14 protein-coding genes and 4 pseudogenes are annotated in these 17,354 nt (G+C 61.1%); 11 read left to right on the top strand and 7 right to left on the bottom strand.

The genetic code is table 11. The features are described 5' to 3' along the window. The first annotated feature begins 564 nt into the window (after nucleotides 1-564). On the top strand, nucleotides 565-1,251 hold the full coding sequence (locus tag Q7J58_RS19355; protein ID WP_304831288.1) for a hypothetical protein: 687 nt from the start codon (nucleotides 565-567) through the stop codon (nucleotides 1,249-1,251). Between the two features lie 201 nt (nucleotides 1,252-1,452). Here the strand turns inward: Q7J58_RS19355 and Q7J58_RS19350 are convergent. The 5 genes and pseudogenes from Q7J58_RS19350 to Q7J58_RS19330 all read right to left on the bottom strand — a co-directional run. Beyond that, nucleotides 1,453-1,762 (bottom strand): annotated as a pseudogene (locus Q7J58_RS19350) (transposase); the annotation flags it as partial. 427 nt (nucleotides 1,763-2,189) lie between these two features. Further along, nucleotides 2,190-2,867 carry a heavy metal-binding domain-containing protein gene (locus tag Q7J58_RS19345; RefSeq protein ID WP_304831287.1) on the bottom strand — a complete coding sequence of 226 codons (678 nt, stop codon included), beginning with the start codon at nucleotides 2,865-2,867 and terminating at the stop codon, nucleotides 2,190-2,192. 1,388 nt (nucleotides 2,868-4,255) lie between these two features. Then, a complete protein-coding gene (locus Q7J58_RS19340) occupies nucleotides 4,256-5,692 on the bottom strand; it encodes a PLP-dependent aminotransferase family protein (protein ID WP_304831286.1) in 1,437 nt (478 codons plus the stop codon). Between the two features lie 107 nt (nucleotides 5,693-5,799). Continuing rightward, nucleotides 5,800-6,483, bottom strand: a complete 684-nt coding sequence (locus tag Q7J58_RS19335) for an LrgB family protein (RefSeq protein WP_304831285.1) — start codon at nucleotides 6,481-6,483, stop codon at nucleotides 5,800-5,802. Beyond that, nucleotides 6,483-6,878 (bottom strand): CidA/LrgA family protein, encoded by a 396-nt coding sequence (locus Q7J58_RS19330; RefSeq protein WP_304831284.1) that lies wholly within the window; start codon nucleotides 6,876-6,878, stop codon nucleotides 6,483-6,485. Before Q7J58_RS19330 ends, Q7J58_RS19335 begins: the two co-directional genes overlap by 1 nt. A gap of 159 nt (nucleotides 6,879-7,037) precedes the next feature. Between Q7J58_RS19330 and Q7J58_RS19325 the strand changes: the two genes are divergently transcribed. The 4 genes and pseudogenes from Q7J58_RS19325 to Q7J58_RS19310 all read left to right on the top strand — a co-directional run. After that, nucleotides 7,038-7,706: a hypothetical protein gene (locus Q7J58_RS19325; protein ID WP_304831283.1), complete on the top strand. Its 669-nt coding sequence runs from the start codon at nucleotides 7,038-7,040 to the stop codon at nucleotides 7,704-7,706. A gap of 5 nt (nucleotides 7,707-7,711) precedes the next feature. Continuing rightward, on the top strand, nucleotides 7,712-9,121 hold the full coding sequence (gene ccoG / locus Q7J58_RS19320) for a cytochrome c oxidase accessory protein CcoG (RefSeq protein WP_304831282.1): 1,410 nt from the start codon (nucleotides 7,712-7,714) through the stop codon (nucleotides 9,119-9,121). 349 nt (nucleotides 9,122-9,470) lie between these two features. Further along, entirely contained in the window at nucleotides 9,471-9,773 is a 303-nt protein-coding gene (locus tag Q7J58_RS19315; RefSeq protein WP_304831280.1) for a hypothetical protein, read from the top strand. Nucleotides 9,774-9,972: 199 nt separating this feature from the next. Further along, nucleotides 9,973-10,889 (top strand): annotated as a pseudogene (locus Q7J58_RS19310) (indolepyruvate ferredoxin oxidoreductase); the annotation flags it as partial. A gap of 338 nt (nucleotides 10,890-11,227) precedes the next feature. Here Q7J58_RS19310 and Q7J58_RS19305 read toward each other — a convergent pair. Both Q7J58_RS19305 and Q7J58_RS19300 read right to left on the bottom strand, forming a co-directional pair. Next, on the bottom strand, nucleotides 11,228-12,196 hold the full coding sequence (locus tag Q7J58_RS19305; protein ID WP_304831278.1) for a conjugal transfer protein TraS: 969 nt from the start codon (nucleotides 12,194-12,196) through the stop codon (nucleotides 11,228-11,230). A 16-nt stretch (nucleotides 12,197-12,212) separates the two neighbouring features. Further along, nucleotides 12,213-12,788, bottom strand: coding sequence for a hypothetical protein (locus Q7J58_RS19300; protein ID WP_304831276.1), 576 nt, complete (start codon nucleotides 12,786-12,788; stop codon nucleotides 12,213-12,215). Between the two features lie 386 nt (nucleotides 12,789-13,174). Between Q7J58_RS19300 and Q7J58_RS19295 the strand changes: the two genes are divergently transcribed. The 6 genes and pseudogenes from Q7J58_RS19295 to Q7J58_RS19265 form a co-directional block, all read left to right on the top strand. After that, nucleotides 13,175-13,792 (top strand): type IV toxin-antitoxin system AbiEi family antitoxin domain-containing protein, encoded by a 618-nt coding sequence (locus Q7J58_RS19295; RefSeq protein ID WP_304831274.1) that lies wholly within the window; start codon nucleotides 13,175-13,177, stop codon nucleotides 13,790-13,792. After that, nucleotides 13,789-14,637: pseudogene (locus tag Q7J58_RS19290) on the top strand (nucleotidyl transferase AbiEii/AbiGii toxin family protein). The gene Q7J58_RS19295 and the pseudogene Q7J58_RS19290 overlap by 4 nt, the downstream one beginning before the upstream one ends. 262 nt (nucleotides 14,638-14,899) lie before the next feature. Beyond that, on the top strand, nucleotides 14,900-15,166 hold the full coding sequence (locus tag Q7J58_RS19280) for a transposase (protein WP_304831269.1): 267 nt from the start codon (nucleotides 14,900-14,902) through the stop codon (nucleotides 15,164-15,166). Next, nucleotides 15,108-15,866: pseudogene (locus Q7J58_RS19275) on the top strand (transposase); the annotation flags it as partial. The gene Q7J58_RS19280 and the pseudogene Q7J58_RS19275, both read left to right, overlap by 59 nt. A 158-nt stretch (nucleotides 15,867-16,024) precedes the next feature. Then, nucleotides 16,025-17,155 carry an IS630 family transposase gene (locus Q7J58_RS19270; RefSeq protein WP_304831267.1) on the top strand — a complete coding sequence of 377 codons (1,131 nt, stop codon included), beginning with the start codon at nucleotides 16,025-16,027 and terminating at the stop codon, nucleotides 17,153-17,155. Then, nucleotides 17,121-17,354, top strand: a 234-nt coding sequence (locus Q7J58_RS19265) for a hypothetical protein (protein WP_304831265.1), incomplete at its 3' end; no start/stop codon positions are given. The genes Q7J58_RS19270 and Q7J58_RS19265, both read left to right, overlap by 35 nt.

The following is a 17,354-nucleotide window of genomic DNA, read 5'->3' as shown; positions in this document are numbered from 1 at the left end:
AAATTAATCTCATTGCTTTTAGGGAATTTTCGTGAAATACTTCTCATATTTATTCATGACGTGTTCTGCATTGCTGGTTGGTTGCAATGGGGAAATTAAGGAGGTACAAAAGGAGTCGCAGACTCCAAAGGGAGCGATTACTCAGAAGATCATTCTTAGCGTAGACTCTGTATCGTGCGAAGGGGAGTATTGTGGAATGGTTATGGGTGTTTTGCAAGCTGACTGTAGCGCCAAACATAAAGATATCGATCGATTTACCGGGGCTGGATGGAGGATAGTTGCTAGCTCCTCAAAAACAGTTCGAGCTGGCAGCAACGGGTCGTGTGTTGGTACCGAATATGTTATCGAAAAATTCATACCATCTTAATGGGACGGTCTTAGTCAAGCACCAAGCGCAATTCCGATTATTCAGTTGAAGACCTGGCTTGATTGAATTTTTTCAGCGTGGCTCGATAAAGAATTGTGGGTGGTTTGTTAATCAAGCAAACGAGAGGAATAACCAGTCTGCTCGCTAATTTTGTGTTTGGATTTTTCAAGATAGCTATCTCCAATAAGAAAATTTCCATGAACCATTTTTCAGTAATCACGGTAGTTATGCTGTTCTCCCAGGCTACTTCTGTCGTTCAAGCTGCCAACGGGCAAGCTGATTTGGTTCAGCCATTGAACGGTGGGGCGATGGCCTTTTCGGAGTCAGTTGTAGCCGGTGTTGTTGCCGCCATTTTGCTTGGGGGTTTTAATTGGATTATAAAATCCGTATGGCTTGCCCACATATCTCCTTGGTGGGAAAATCTCACATACTCGGACGCTAGAGTGGATGGCATATGGGAGACAAAGTTAATTACCGATCTTGACTCCGATTATCGAGAGGTTGCGAAGATAAAGCAGGTTGGACATCGGGTCGCCGGGACCATTGAGTGCACCAACGGTGTTGATAGAGGTAATGCATATGAGTTTATTGGTACTATTCGCAATACAATACTATCTGCATATTACTGGAACACAGACAAAACAGCACTAGATTCAGGCTCATTTAGCTTAAGGCTTGAGAGCAATGGCGAGCGACTACGCGGCTACACAAGTTATTACTTTGATATTGACCACTCACTCAAGAGCAGGGAGTATTGCTGGACACGACACCGAGTGGTTAATCACGAGACCAAACAGATAATATTGAATGCAGGAAAGCCTGGAGTGCTTACGTCTATCGCTTCTCTTAGTCCTAACGAGGGACAAGAACCTAATGCCCCTTAGTCTCCGGTCGGTCGATGCGGAAGGCGCAGAGCGTTGCTTTTGAGCCTTAGGGACGGTCTGCACAACACCTGCCACGGCGTGAGTTGATGCACGCGGTTTCGGATGATGGCGACTACCGGCTCACTAGGCCCGTTTCAACGCTGATTGCGCCCCGATTCGCGGCGCTCAGCCCGCATGCAGGCGCACGCATCCCCGCACCTCCTACCGCAACGCGGGTCGCACCATCCACAGGTTGGACAGCCAAACAGTGTGTACAGCTGCGCCGTGTTCTTGGCCAGCCCGTGGTAACACACCTTTGCATGCCCGAACTGGCGCTTGATCACCCGGAACGGGTGTTCGACCTTGGCCCTAATGCTCGCCTTGGTGTTCTCCCGCTTGCCCATGATCGCGCCCATGGGCGAGATCTTGTCCAGCACATTGCGCTTGCCCGTGGGCATGGCCACGTGCCAATCGACATTGATTTGGTCTCTTCTCGTTTTTCCACGCCCTAGTAACCCGCATCTGAAAAGACTGGAGCGGCTGGAAAGCCGGCTTTGCAACCCAGATCCTAAAGCCCGCACTGGGTCGTCTCGCGATGGTCATGGTCGTCGACACCGGTCCTTCGATCAGGTGCATGACCAAAAACCGCTACCGGCACCGACCGCGAAGTGGAAGTCCCGGCCTTACAAGGAGTTGACGCTCAACGCCACCGGTAAGACGCATCAGAGCTAGAAGCGGGTGAAAACGGTTGGTGTCGACTTCACCGAAATTGGGCCGGTGGCTAATGCGCAGAGCGTGAGCCGCAGCCAACCGTGCAATGCATTTTGCTGTTCAATTGGATAGACCGAAGACCCATACCTCGACGGTGGTCATTCCGAATGGGATGTCTTTGAGTGTACTGAGCGAAAAAATGATCCGCTAAATAAACATAGTTGAGGTCTCCCTAATGCTGCTCTTAATCATTTCCGAAGTTGAACTGCCGTTCCAACTGCATTTGCCATTAGCATTCCGTTTTTTCCTCCGCCATCTAACTCGTTAAAGCTGAGATGAATAGAAATAACGGCATCTGCACCGATTAGTGCTGCTTTAAGTTTAATATCTGACAAAAGCTCATCTTTTGCCTCCTTCATCAATGATTCAAGCGCTTTACTTCTTCCGCCTACCAAGTCCCGTACCGAGTTAAATAAGTCAAAAAAGAAATTTATGCCGAAAACGCATTCTGCTGTTACGAGACCAAGTTCAGCACTAATTTCTTTATCGGAGATGGTTGGGGTTGTGAAAAGCTGTACTGACTCAGCGCATTCAGTGATCAGGTTTTGTGGAAGAATGCTCAAATCACGATGCATCCGGCATTTAAGTATGACCTCATCAATGTTTAATTCGATATTTTCGCAATTAATGCCTATGGATTCGCTGGTGAGCTTTCGCGTTATTCTTTTGTTGTTGTGCCAATACCCTATCTTTTGTCGGTGCCTGCCAGACGCTTTGCTTAGTCGTATTAGATTTGATAGTTCTTCGTCGGTTCTTATGGCTGTATCGTTATATTCAACAACATAATCTCCCTCTGTTATCCCGATAAAATCGGCCTGCGATTCTTTTACAATTGATTTTACTTTTAGCAGTTTTACTTTTTGCATAGTTTAACCCTCAAAATTAAGCCACCTCTATTTAAGTCGCTATGAGATTGGGTCTTGTATTGTTTAAATCAATCACCAAAAGATCAAGATGCAACTAATAACAACAGAGCAACTAGAATAATTTCATTTCATTTCATTTCATTTCAGGTCTAGACCCCATTCTTTACCCCCTCAAACACTTTGATGTAGTCGCAAGATCAAATTTTGCGTCCGGCAACCTTCGAATAATATGAGAAAACAGAACCTGAAAATGCTTACGAAATCATGTGATTGCCCTTCATATTTTATATGCTTGGCAGATCCGACTAAAACGCCGTCACTGGTGTTCGAGCGCTTACTGCACCAGTTCACGAACTGATACTTTGCATGCACTATAGCTTCAGGAACAAAACCGTTTACTTGCCCTGAACACACCATGTTCGTGTGAGATGTGATCATCCGTAGCAGCTTTACTGACAGCTCTTGGTCAAACTTCCGTATATCCGCGTAGGGTCGGGCACAGCCGCTCACTTCAGGCGAGACGAGTCGTTCTCGAAGCGCGGCCAAGCCGGCTAGGGTTGAGTGGCCGGTGACGGAGGTCCAGCGGTCGTTTGACCCTTGCATCCTCGAAAGATTGCTGACTGCGGCGACCGACATTCAGCCGTGCTATGTCACCGGCAGCACCCAGCCTGGAGCGACCTTCGCAATTTGGCGTGCGGCTTCGCAGTGACCTCGGTCGTTGAGGGTCGCGCCCGTGATTCACGATCACGGCCACATTGCGGTCATCCAAGCGCCAGGGATGTCGAGGCTCAGAGCTTAGCTAGCAAGAAACTGGTCGTCCAATGTGCAAACGCCAAGCAGACCGATACAAGCGTTCCTCTTTGGTGCCCCACCTAGACAACTGCAGCCATGTTGGGCAACACGGTGATGTCCCGCGAGGATCACGAGATTCGCACCTGGAAGAAAAGGTAATCAGCGGGCGCGCAGTACATGGAAAACCTGCTGCCTGATCAACCCATGAGCCACAAGGCACCGTGGTTTGACGCTGCACAAGGCATCGCCAGCTCGAAGGCGTCCAGGTCACCCAGTGGCGCGACAATCCAGCGCTCGACCGGAGCGCGCTCAAGGCACTGACGATTCCCGCGCTGCTCATCTACGGCGACTGCACACAGGAGGTTCACCGATCGACCGCACCGGCCCTCTCCCACGACCTATCACACGGGCGCCAGGCGGAAGTGGCGACAGCGGCCATGGTGTGCACCGCGACAACCCGCAGGCCTTAAACGCGCTGCTGCTGGGCTTTCTGCGTGAGGTGTGCCCGCAGGCAGATCGTCCGGTCGCGGAGCCCGTCCAGCTTCCTTGATGGGACCTCAGCGCATGGCGTGAATCACGCCACGGAAGCATGCGCCTCAGCGGCTCGCCATCAAATCCACCGCCAGCCGCCCCAACGTCTTGATCGCGCCGTCGAACCGCGCGTCGCCTGGGTGCCCTACGTTCAGCCGCATGTGGTGGATGAAGCGGTGGTCGGCCGAGAACAGCACGCCCGGCGCGGTGCTGATGGCGCAGGCCCTGCCCCGCTGGTGCAGCGCCAGCGCGTCCACCTCGGGCGGCAGTTCCAGCCAGAGGAAATAGCCGCCTTCGGGCCGGGTGACGCGGGTACCGGCCGGGAAGTGCCGCTCCACCAGCTTCAGCGCGTGCGCCTGCTGCGCGGCCAGGGCCTCGCGCAGGCGGCGCAGGTGGCGGTCATACCCACCCTGGGCCAGGTAGTCGGCCACCGCCAGCTGCGGGGGAATGGCCGTGGCCAGCGAGGTCATCATCTTCAGCCGCTCCACCTGTGGCGCGTAGCGCCCGGCCGCCGCCCAGCCCACGCGGTAGCCCGGCGCCAGGCATTTGGAGAACGACGAGCAGTGCAGCACCCCGCCCTGCTGGTCAAAGGTCTTGGCCGGCGGCGGGCGTCGCGCGCCCGCGTGCAGCTCGCCGTACACGTCGTCCTCGATCAGCGGCACGCCGTGCTGCGCCAGCAGCGCCACCAGGGCCTGCCTCCGCGCCACCGGCATGAGCGCGCCCAGCGGGTTCTGGAAGCTGGGCATGAACCAGCAGGCCGCCACCGTCTGCCGCGCCAGAAGCTCGCCCAGCGCGGCCAGGTCCACGCCCTCCTTCGGATCGGTCGCCACCTCCACCGCCTTCAGGTGCAAGCGCTCGAGCGCCTGCAGCGCGGCATAAAACGTGGGCGACTCCACCACCACCACGTCGCCGGGCTTCGTGACCGCCTGCAGGCACAGGTTGAGCGCTTCCATGGCGCCGTTGGTGATGATGAGTTCGTTGTCGGCCAGCGGCACGCCCTGCAGCGCGTAGCGCTTGCGCAGCGCCAGGCGCAGGCCTTCGTCGCCCGCGGTCAGTGCGCCGGTGATCTGGCTGGCCTTCAGGCGGCGCATGGCGCGCGCGCCGCTGCGCGCCAGCTCGTCGAATGGGAACAGGTGCGGCGCCGGAAAGGCCGAGCCCAGCGGCACCACGTCGGCGTCGCGGGTGGAGCCCAGCAGGTCGAACACCAGCTCGCTGATGGCCACCGGCGTGGCCTCGCTGCGCGGGGGCGCCGGCTCGGGGCCGGCCCGCAGCGGGCGGCGCGTGGCGCGCACGAAGTAGCCTGAACGGGGGCGCGCCTCGATCAGCCCCAGCGACTCCAGGTGGCCGTAGGCCTGGAACACGGTGGACGGGCTCACGCGCCGCTGCTCGCAGGTGACGCGCACTGAAGGCAGTCGTTCACCCGGGCGCAGCAGGCCGGCGCGGATCGCGTCGGCCATGTCTTCGGCCAGCTGTTGGTATCGGGTCAGGCGGGTGCCGCTCATCTGATCTTCCTAGGTCCAGTTTTCTGGGTATATTACAGCGCAGATGGTGGACGCCGTGGCCGGAAGCCCATCCTGCTCCAACACACTCGGCGAGTGAACCGGCACCGTCACACCCAACGCGACAGCAGCACCAGCACCAGCGAGGTGGCCACGCCGAGGGCCAAGGCCGCAAAGGCCACGCTGCCGGGGTGCGTCTGCAAGACCCGCGCGACGCCGATGGCGTGTGCCACCAGGCCGAGCGTGAAACTGCGCACGACCTCGCCGTCCGCGCCGCCCTCGGTTCCTTCCGCCACCCACAACCAGCGCAGTAGCGGCCCCGCCAGCAAGGGGCTCAGCACGCCCGTGGCCACCACCGCCATGGCCGCCACCGCAGGCACGCCGCCCGCACGCTCGGCCGCCGGCAAGGCCATGGGCATGGTCGCGGCCTTGGGCGCCAGCGACAGGGCGAATGACATGGGCGTGTCGAGAAGCCAGCACAGCGCCACCGTGCCCAACACCGACACCAGGCAACCCGCGGCCAGCGCCGCCAGCAAGGTCACGGCCAGCCGCCGCAGCAAGGCCGCCTGCCGGTACAGGGGCACGGCCAGTGCGATGACAGCCGGCCCCGACAGCCAGCGCAGCACCCGGGTAGCCTCGGCGTACACCGGGTAACCGGTGCCGGCCAGCGCCAGCGCGGCGAGCACCAAGCCCGTGCCGGTGAGCACGGGCAGGCACAGCAGGTGGTGGCCACTGCGACGGTACAGCCACAGCGCGGCCAGGTAGGCGGCGAGCGTGATGAGCGACCAAAGCATCAACGCCGCGCCCGCTTCAGGAGGCGCTGCAGGGTCCAGGCGGTGACCACAATGGTCAGGGCCGTGCCCCCCACAGACACCAGCAGGAACGCCACCGCGTGTTGCGCCAGCAGCCCGGCGTACAGGCCCACCGCCGCCACCGACGGGATGAGCAGCAGCATCAGGTGGCGCAGCAGGGGCGCGCTCACATCGTCCAGCGCCTGGGGTACGTGGCCCCGCAGCACCAGGCCCGCCAGGAGCAGCAGCAAGCCCACCAGTGAACTGGGTACCGGCCAGCCGGTTCGCGCTACCAGGGCATCACCCAGCCACTGCAGCGCCACCAGACCCGCCATGGCCAGCAGCGCTTTGGCGGGGCGTGCGATCCGGGGCCACCGGCGGATGTGTGAATCAGGCATGGAACGAGCATCCGCGCGCCGCTCCTCCCGGCCCGGCTCAGAAACGGCTCTTTTTCCGAAACAGCGCATCAGATGCCATAAACATCGGTATCTGATCTGGTTCGATTTCATTTCAACTGAATCTGTGCAACCAGATGATCCCCGGCGACCATCGTGGCCATGCTCACCGACACCGGACTCCCTGGCACCGCTCCCGTTGTGAACGCGCTTCACGCTTCACCGTCTCCCCTGCAGCGGGTGGTGGACTCAGGCCTGCTGCGCTGTGCCGTCCCGCGCTCGCTGGGCGGCAAAGGCGGCCTCGACGATCTGGTGCATTCCGCGATGCTTCTGCAACAACAGGACCCCGAGGCTGCGGCGGTGCTGTGGGCGCAGCGCCTGGCCATCGAGGCGCTGGTGCAGACCTTCAACGTGGGGCTGCGTGAGCTCTGGCTGCCCGAATTCCTGAGTGGCACACGGGCGGCCACGCTGGCCCCAGGCTGCCGTGAACTCACCGCTGAAGACACGGGCCGGGGCTGGCTGCTGAGCGGGCGATTGCACGGGGTGCCCAACCTGCCCTGGGAGGGCTTCTCGCTGGTCGCACCGGTGCTCCTCGGTGACGGCAACGCGGGCTGGGTGCTGCTGCGCAGCGAGGAAGACGGTCTGTCGGTTCATGCCGCACCTGAAGCCCACCCGCATGGACACGAATCGTCCCATGCCTCGATCCACCTGAATCGCGTCTTCTTCCGCGAAGACGAATGGCTGGGCGAACGCGACCTGGCGAACCTCCTGACCCCTGCGGCTGAGGCTCTGGCGTCGTGCCGGCCAAGCGCTGCCGCCTTGAACACTTGAATCCCATGACCCATCGCACCATCCCCATCGTCCCGTTCAACAACCGGCCCGCTGAAGACAAGATCCAGGTGCGCTCGATCACCGGCGTGTTCACCCGCTGGCGCTGGGCCATGGTGTGGATCACGCAGCTGGTGTACTACGGCCTGCCTTGGCTCTCCTGGAACGACCGCCAGGCCGTGCTGTTCGACCTGGAGGCGAGCCGATTTTTCCTGTTCGGTGCGGTGCTCTACCCGCAGGACCTGATCTACCTCGCCGGCCTGCTGGTGATCAGCGCCCTGCTGCTGTTTTTCGCGACCACCGTGGCGGGTCGCGTGTGGTGCGGCTTCGCCTGCCCGCAGACGGTGTACACCGAGCTGTTCCAGTGGATCGAGCACCGCACGGAGGGCGACCGCCAGGCCCGCCTGCGGCTGGACCGCAGCCCCTGGAACGCCCACAAGATCACGCGGCGCGGCGGCAAACACCTGGTCTGGGCGCTGCTCGCCCTGTGGACCGGCTTCACGCTGGTGGGCTACTTCACGCCTATCCGCGAACTGGCCCTGGCCGTGCCGTACGAGTTGGGCCCCTGGGAGGGTTTCTGGATCGGCTTCTACGGCCTGGCCACCTACGGCAACGCCGGTTACCTGCGCGAGAGCGTGTGCCTGCACATGTGCCCTTACGGCCGCTTTCAGGGGTCGCTGATGGATCAGCGCACGCTGAATGTCGCGTACGACCACCGCCGGGGCGAGCCGCGCCGGGCGGGTGCCGACAGCGACACCCGCGCCAAATCCGCCGGGCACTGCATCGACTGCACGCTCTGCGTTCAGGTCTGCCCGACGGGCATCGACATCCGCCAGGGGCTGCAGGCGGCCTGCATCGGGTGTGGGCTGTGCATCGACGCATGCAACCAGGTGATGGACAAGATCGAGGCACCTCGGGGCCTGATCCGCATGGCCTCGCTGCGGGAGCTGGGTGGTAGAACGTCGGCGCCAGGGGTGACCCTGCAGCGGTTCTTGCGACCCCGTGTCGTGGTCTACGGAACGCTGCTCCTGATAGCCATGGCGGCCATGACCAACGCGTTCCTGACGCGTTCGGAGGTGCGGCTCAACGTCGTGCGCGACCGCAGCGTGATGGCGCGCACAGTGGACCAGGGCGCGGTGGAAAACGTGTACACCCTGCAACTGATGAACGCATCTGACCGTGTGCAGTCGTTGAGCATCGCGGTGCAACCGGCCGCCGAGCTGCGCCTGCTCAACCATTCCACCGTGGTCTTACAACCCGCGCAGGCCCACACCTTCACGGTGACGGCGCGCATGTCCTACCAGGTCGCAGCCTCAAAGGCAGGAGAGATTATCGACATCCACTTCGAGGTGAGCGATCCGGCCCACCCGTCGCTCGAGCCGGTGCGCGAGCCTTCGACCTTCATCGTACCGCGATAGGTTTCGAAGCGTGGGCCTGCGCGCATCCAACACACCGCGCCCCCTCATCCAGCTGGTCCCGAAGCTGGCCAGATTCCCGGCTAAAAGCTACATCTATCAGCAGGGCGAACCTTCCTCGACCGCGTTCGTGATCCGATCGGGCATTGCCTGCCTGGAGAGCGTCAATCACAGGGGCGAGCGCTGCATCGTTCATTTCCTTGGCCCGGGGGCGCTCATTGGCCACGAAGCCTGTCTGGGCGAGCCACGGTATTTCGATGCCCGTGCCTGCACAGATATCGTGTTGGAGCCATTCGGCAGCCAGGCCAGGTCGGACCCGGGTCGCCACGCGGGCATCCAGTCAGGGTCCGGTATGGCCGTATCACACCTGCTACGGGACATTACAAACTTTCGGGTGGAGCTGCACCGCTCAAGCGCCAGGCGCCGAGTGCTGTTGCTGCTGGAGCAGCTCAGAAAAGCCCACCCCAGAGAAGCCACGCCCCTCTGGCTACCGAGCCGCCAAGACATAGCCGACACGATGGACATCAACCACGTGGCCGCCAGCCGAGTGGTCGCCCGCCTGTACCGCGAGAAGGTGCTGCTCCGGGCCGCCCGCAACGACGAGGTGGGCATTGACTGGCACCGGGTGCACCGCCTGCTGCAAGCGGAACCCTGAGCTTCATGCCCACACCTGTGGTGTCGGCTCGGCGCGGTTTCGAGACAAAATTTAATCCATCGATATGCAACAACGTTTGCATTGATAGGACAACTTTCACAAGACACCTAAGCTCGCGCTAACAGTCAAAACCCAGCCACCGAACGGCTGGAAAACACAACAAGTCGAGGTGTCTAGACACCTCCGACAGGAGACAAACATGGAGCGTTCGTTCGCTGAAGAGTTCTCACGCCTGTCGCTGGGCGCTGGAGAAAAATTTCATGGTGAAGGCATCCTCGCCGTCACCAAAGCCCTGCTGCAGTCCGGTGTGAGCTACATCGGCAGATACCAGGGGTGCCGGTTTCGCACCTGATCGATGTGCTCGGCGATGCACGCGAGTTGTTGGACACGCTGGGCATCTATTTTGAGAACAGCGCGTCCGAAGCCGGTGCCGCCGCCATGCTGGGCGCTTCCATCAACTACCCGGTTCGCGGTGCGGTCACCTGGAAGTCCACTGTGGGCACCAACGTCGCCTCGGACGCCCTGTCCAACCTAGCCTCCGCCGGTGTTCAAGGTGGGGCGCTGGTGATCCTGGATGAGGACTACGGCGAGGGCTCCAGCATCATCCAGGAGTGCACCCACGCGTTCGCCATGAAGTCGCAGATGTGGCTGATGGACCCCCGGCCCAACCTGACCTCCATCGTCGAGGCGGTTGAGAAGAGCTTTGAGCTCTCCGAAGCCAGCCACACGCCGGTCATGCTGCAGTTGCACATCCACGCCTGCCACGTGCACGGCTCCTTTGTCTGTAAAGACAACCGTGCGCCCGAGATATCGACCCGCGAGACCATCAACCAACCCAAGTTCGACTTCTCGAACATCAACCTGCCGCCGTCCATATACGCCCACGAGCGACTGAAGATCGAGTCGCGTTGGCCTGCTGCGGTCAACTTCATCAAGGACCACCAGCTCAACGAGCGCTTTGGCGGCGACTGCACCGACGTGGGACTGGTCATTCCAGGCGGTCTATACAACGGCACGATCCGCGCACTGCAGCAGCTGGGTCTGGCGGATACCTTCGGCAACAGCCGCATTCCGCTGCAGGTGCTCAATGTGGTGTACCCGCTGGTCCCCGATGAGCAGAGGATACCTAAAAGCCCCAGGCAAGGCCGACTGACTGCTTGAGGGCGACAAGTTGCACGGCGAGGATGTCGCTAGTGGGTCGCGCACAGTCGCTCACCTCGGGCGCGAGGAGTCGTTCACTAAGCGCGCCAGGCTGGCATGTGTTGTGAGGCCGGTGACGGAGGTGCAGCGGTCGTTCGTCCCTTCCATCCTTGAAGGACAGGTGACCTCAAGCCGCCGACGTTCAGGCGAGCTACGCCACCGACAGCAAGCAGCCTGGAACGGGCATATATCTTGGTGCCGGTGAACCCTCGTTTCAGGTCAACATCAAAGTGCAACCCCTGACCTGCCCCCCATCATCGCCTGACCTCATGATCTACAACCGCCCCCGTTCGCATCGGTTGTGTGCGGTCTGGCGGAATCCTGGACAACCCGACCGGAAGAGCTGAATCCTGCAAGAACAATGCGATCGCCCTGGCCAGCTTCACATCTCTGGCATCCGGTGACTTGGCCAGGGCCTGGCCAATGTGCAGCCAGGCTCGCAGCGCCTCTGTCCGGGTGGTCCGCGATTTCGGGCTGTTCTTGTCCTCTGGTCTGACTTTCCTCAACCGTCCGTCCTCCCTGGCCTTCAGCCGCCAAAGATGTTCCGAGTTCCTGGTCTGAAACCGGGTGGCCTGCCGGGTGGCCTCAACCTCCACCCCGTAACCACGCAGTTTCTCGGCAAAGGTCTCGCGCCACCGTTGCAGGTCGGCCTTGCGCGGGTTGAGTCGTTTTCCGTAGATCGACTCTGCCCGCACGCTGAGGTGCACGTGCGGGTTCGCCTGGTGGTCGTGCAACACCATCACGTACTTGTGGTTCGCCAGCTCGGTCTTTGCAAACTCGCTCGCCGCCCGCTGGACGATCCGCGGGTCCGTGCCGCGTGGCATGGACAGCATGATGTTGAACGCCTCGCGCCGGTGTCCTTCGTCCCCGATCAGGCTGCCGCCATAGCGCCACTCGTCACTCAGCTCGTAGACAGCGGACCGACCTTGCAGGACCTCGCCCTGTTCGTTCTCCATGCCGAGACGGCCGTTCTTGCTGATGTATCGGAAGTGCGCCGCAATGGCCAGCATGCCCCGCCCTCCCCCGGTGACCTTGACCATGACCTGAGGCGCCCTCTTCACCACGGTGGATTCAATGCGCTTGCGGATGGCGTCCGCGCGCTGGTGCATGCCCCCATCGCCCAGCTTGGGTAGCGGCCTGACCTTGACCACCCGGTTGCCTGGGTAGAACAGGCGATCACCCCACTGGACGAGTACCCCGTCGATGTTCGGCGCTTGGCTCATGGCGTTCTCCTTGAAGTCACCGGTTGGACCAGTGGGTGGTCTCGGTGGATGACCCACGCGGGTGCAGATCGGCCATCAGGGCCGCCGCCTGGGCGAGGTGACGCCGGACGTCTCCGTCCAGCGTGTCGAGCATGTCGCGGTAGGCCACTGCTTTTTGCACGTTGCTCTGGGCCATCAAACGCGAGAGGGTGTGGATGTTCCGGCTGAGACTGGAGAGCTTCGCGTTGGACTTGATGAGTTCAACGATTTCCGCGGTGCGGCTTGCGCCTGTGGTCAAGGCAGGAACACCCGTGATCAAGCCTGCCAGGTAGGCATCACGCGACATCTGCGCGGTGTGCGCACCGACAGCCAGCCGCCTGGCCTCGGCGGTTGTCAATCTGATTGACAACTTGACCCGGGGCACATGCGACGCGCCAAGGCGCCCGGTATTGACGACCAACTGAGGGACGGACTCGGACTGTCCGAGTTCGCGGGCCACAGCCCGACGAACCAACACCGACACGCTCTCCCGGCGGGCCTGAGCGCAGCTCACCAGCGCGGCCTTGAGGCCGCGCAGATCGACCGTGATGAAGTCAGGGTGGCGGGTGTTCATGGGTCCCCCAAAGTTCAAACGAGAGCGAAGCGAGTCGTTTGTGAAAACGGCGGCGGGCCGCCTATCTCTGCACTCCTCCATGCAGACAGTCTGCCCCTGGATCGAGCACCCTGACGTGCTGGATTCGGGCCAAAATCCAGCTCGAACCTGGGCCGTTGAGGCATCTAAGATCGCCCCAACCCCTCGATACCGCCGACTCAACTGCACGACGACTGAACAAGCCGAACCACCAGCGAACCGCCAGTGCACAAACTGAACAGGGAGTGAACAGGGAGTGAATCGCCACTGCATAGGTACTGAACCAGACGCTCGACCGAATCCAGGTGTTTGTTTCTTTATCTAGTTATTTGTTGACAAATAACTAGCTTTAGCAACAAACTGCATGAATGATCCATGGCAAAAACTCAACGATGGAAAACGCCGTGCTCGCACTCGCCGAGCGCCGGCCTCTTCTGCGGGCGCGCGACCTGACCGCGCAGGCACTGCCAACCGTTGTGCTCAGCAGGCTGGTCGCCGCAGGCAAGCTGGAGCGTGTGGCACGTGGCGTCTACAGCCTGCCGGGGCGTGCACTCAGCGAACACCGGTCCCTGGCCGAAGTAGCCCTGCGGGCGCCGCGTGGTGTCGTGTGCCTGCTGTCTGCGCTGCGCGTCCATGGCATCGGCACCCAGGCGCCGTTCGAGGTCTGGTTGGCGATTCCTCCGCACACACCCACACCCCGACTAGACCAGCCGGCGCTGCGTGTGGTGCGCATGTCTGGCCCGGCCCTGACCGAAGGCGTTGAACCCATCGACATCGATGGCGTGCAAGTCCCGGTGTTCAATCCGGACAAGACGGTGGCCGACTGTTTCAAGTACCGCAACAAGATCGGCCTGGACGTGGCGCTGGAGGCGCTGAGCGATGGCTGGGCGCAGCGCAAGCTGACCATGGATGCGCTGTGGCACTACGCCGCGGTCAACCGCGTAGCCAATGTGATGCGGCCCTACCTGGAGAGCGTGACAGCATGAGCCGCAACCTGGCCGCCTCCATCCGCGCCCGCTTGAAGCAACGTGCCGATGCCAGGAAGCAGGACTTCAACCTGATCCTCACCCACTACGGGCTGGAGCGGTTGCTGTATCGCCTGTCGATCTCACCCCTTGCCGGCAACTACCTGCTCAAAGGTGCGCTGCTGTTTTCGCTGTGGTACGACCGGCCACACCGGCCGACGCGCGACGCGGACCTGCTGGGTTTTGGACCGGACGACATCGATTCTGCCGTTGCAGCCTTCCGTGAGATCTGTGCGATGGAGGTGGAAGACGGCATCGCGTTTGACCTCGCTTCGGTCAAGGGCTCGGTGATCCGCAAGGAGGCGGGCTATGGCGGTGTGCGGATCGACCTGCTGGCGAAGCTGGACGGCGCTCGCATCACGCTGCAGGTGGACATCGGTTTTGGCGATGCGGTCACACCCGCGCCCGAATTGGTGAGCTACCCGGTGTTGCTTGAAGACCTGCCAGCACCGCAATTGCGTTCGTACCCGAAATACACAGTGGTGGCCGAGAAGTTTCATGCGGTGTGCCTGCTCGGCATGGCCAACACCCGGATGAAGGACTACTTCGATCTGTGAGTGCTGCTCACCGAGGGTGCCCTGGAATCGACAGAACTGCGCCGCGCCATCGACGCCACCTTTGCCCGGCGGCAACTGCAGGTGCCGGACACCACACCTTCTGGCTTGAGCGATGCATTTGCACGGGATGCCGTGAGGACAGCGCAATGGATCGCGTTCCTGAAAAAGAACCGGCTGCAGGCGCTCAATCTAGTGGACGTTGTCACCCTGCTGCGCGATGAGTTTCAGAAGCTGCAAAAGCAAGGCTGAAAGGCTTGGTGGTACTTTTGGTGGTACCTCAAACTTCAGACTAGAGAAATCTGAGGTTTCATGAGCCTTCCAGCCCATGATGTGAACGACGCCCTCTCCGCCAGAATTGAACCCAAGTGATTGATTCACTTGGGTTTTTTCTTTGGTTGGCGATTCTTCTAACATCCCGAAAATGGTGCTTCCGGTTGATAGCGAGCCCGAATCGCTGAACTTTGGCCGATTGGGCTGACGCGTGGTGGGGAGCAGATTCGACGGAGCCAGCATGACCCGCGATGGCGGCGTGATATTGCTCGGCCAGGTGGACCGCAAGCGGGGAGTGATGGACGTGGCGGCGCACTGCATCGCCGATCCGATCAGCCCGCTGCGGATCAAACACGGCATGCGCGACATTTTGCGCCAGCGGGTGTACGGGCTGGCACTGGGCTTGGAAAACCTCAACGACCACGCTACGCCAGGACGTGGCCCTGCAGATGGTCATGGGCGTGGACCGAAAGGTCACCCGCCAGTGCACCCACCGGTGTCGCCTTGAGAAATCGGTCGATCGCGCCCCGGCTTGGTGGCTGCACGAGGTGCTGCTGGAGATCAGTTCATTGCCAGCTTCGAAGGAGTTGGTGCTGGACTTCGACGGCACCGCCAACCCGCTGCATAGTCAACAAGAGGGCCACATCATTCACGGTTACTACGACAGCTACGGCTATCTTCCGCGGTACATGTTCTGCGGCCAGCAACTGCTGTGCGCCTACCTGCGGACCAGCCACATCGACGGGGTGCAACATGCAGCGGCCATCCTCAGATTGCTGGTACGGCGGCTGCGTACGCAGTGGCCCGACGTGCGCATCGTGTTCCGTGGGGATTCGGGCTTTTGCCGCCAGCGCCCCCTCAACTGGTGCGAGCGCGCAGGCGGGGACTTTCATCGTGCGCTTGGCTCGCAACGCGAGGTTGCAGGCGCAGGTGGCGTATGCCGAACTGTCGATGAAGGACAGGTACGGGTGCACGGAACTCAAACAGCGCTTGGTCGACGAGTTCGACTGTGCCGAGCAGAACTGGCCACACGAGCGGCGCGCGGTCACCACGGCTTGAATGGGGCCGAAAGGCTACACCCGCGTTTCATCGTCACCGACCTGTCTGGTGAACCCCGGGCATTGTACGACGGCCTGTACTGCCAGCGCGGCGAGGCAGAGAACCGGATCAAGGAGGCGCAAGTCGGCCTGTTCGTCACCCGCACGAGCTGCCATGTGCTGCGCTCCAAGCATGCTGGCCGCAATGGCCAACCAGCCGACTGTCGGGAAAATATCCGGATTAAGGACCTGCGAATGCAAAATCGAACCTAGTTCGAAATCCTATAAATATCTTTCAAATAAATTGAAAGTGAAGTAATCTCAGATGCATGAGTCGAGGACGCCAACCGCAGGTCATTCAGCTGTCGCGAGAAGATTGCAAGACCCTTGAGCGATTGATCCGTCGAGGCACCGCCGAACAACGCCAAGTAATTCGAGCGCGGATCGCGTTGATGTGCCATGCGGGGGCGTCGACGACGGCGATCGCAGAGGCCGTGGGCGTTTCCGTGCAGACGGTCTCTCATTGGCGCACCCGATTGGCCCGGCAAGGACTCAAGGGCTTGAACGAGGTGGCGCGGCCCGGGCGACCCCGGCGCATCGACGCCGCGCAGCGGCTGGAATTGCTCTCTCTGGCCTGTGAGCCCGCCGAAGTGCAGGGGCGCGCTACGCCGACGCTGGACGAGGTGGTGCAGCGCGCCGTCGAGCGTGGCGTTGTCAAGCAGATCAGCCGCAGCCACCTGCAACGCATTTTGCAGGCGGGCGACTTGCGCCCGCACCGTGTGCGGCAGTGGCTGCACAGCCCAGATCCGCAGTTCCGCCAGAAGGTCAACGCCATCTGTGAGCTGTACCGTCAGGCCCCCAAGGGATCGGTCGTGCTGTCGATCGATGAGAAGACGGGAATCCAGGCCATCGAGCGCAAGCACGCGGACCACCCGCCGGCGCCAGGACGTGTGCGACGGCGCGAGTTCGAATACATCCGCCACGGCACGCAGGCCCTGATCGCCGCCCTGGACGTGCACTGCGGGCGCGTGATGGGCAGTTGCACGGATCGGCGCACCCAAGCCGACCTCCTGGCCTTCATGGAGCAGGTCGCGCTTGCTTACCCCAAGGGGCGCGTTCATATCGTGTGGGACAACCTGAACACCCACCGCGCCCAGGCCGTGTGGGATGCTTTCAACGTCCGACACGGGCACCGGTTTGTCTTTCACTTCACGCCGCTGCATGCGAGCTGGGTCAACCAGATCGAGCTGCTGTTCGGCATCTACTCGCGCAGCGTCCTGCGCCACGCCAGTCATTCATCGATCGCACAATTGCGCGAGCGCACCGAGGCCTTCATGGCGCAGCGCAACCAGGCGCCCAAGCCGTTCAAATGGACCTTCGCCGGCTTTGAGCTACAAACCGGTGAACCCCTGAGGTTCAAACACCATGCCAACGTTGGAAGCACAAAGAAAGGCCGCTGAGCTGCAGCGCCAACTCGCTACGCTCACCGGTCACCAGCGCGCTCGCGTCAGGCCCTATGGCAAGCACCTGCTGATCCAGATGCACAGTGGCGCCAGTGACGACAACGACGAACACGTCGACACCATCGCACGCCTCACCGAACTCGCGCGCAACTCCTACTCAGCCGCATTCCGCAGCCACACCGGGCGCTGGGAGCCA

The organism is Hydrogenophaga sp. (assembly GCF_030656115.1).
Taxonomy (GTDB): domain Bacteria; phylum Pseudomonadota; class Gammaproteobacteria; order Burkholderiales; family Burkholderiaceae_C; genus Hydrogenophaga.
Note: the sequence above shows the minus strand (reverse complement) of the source record. Positions and strands in the feature narration are given on the sequence as shown.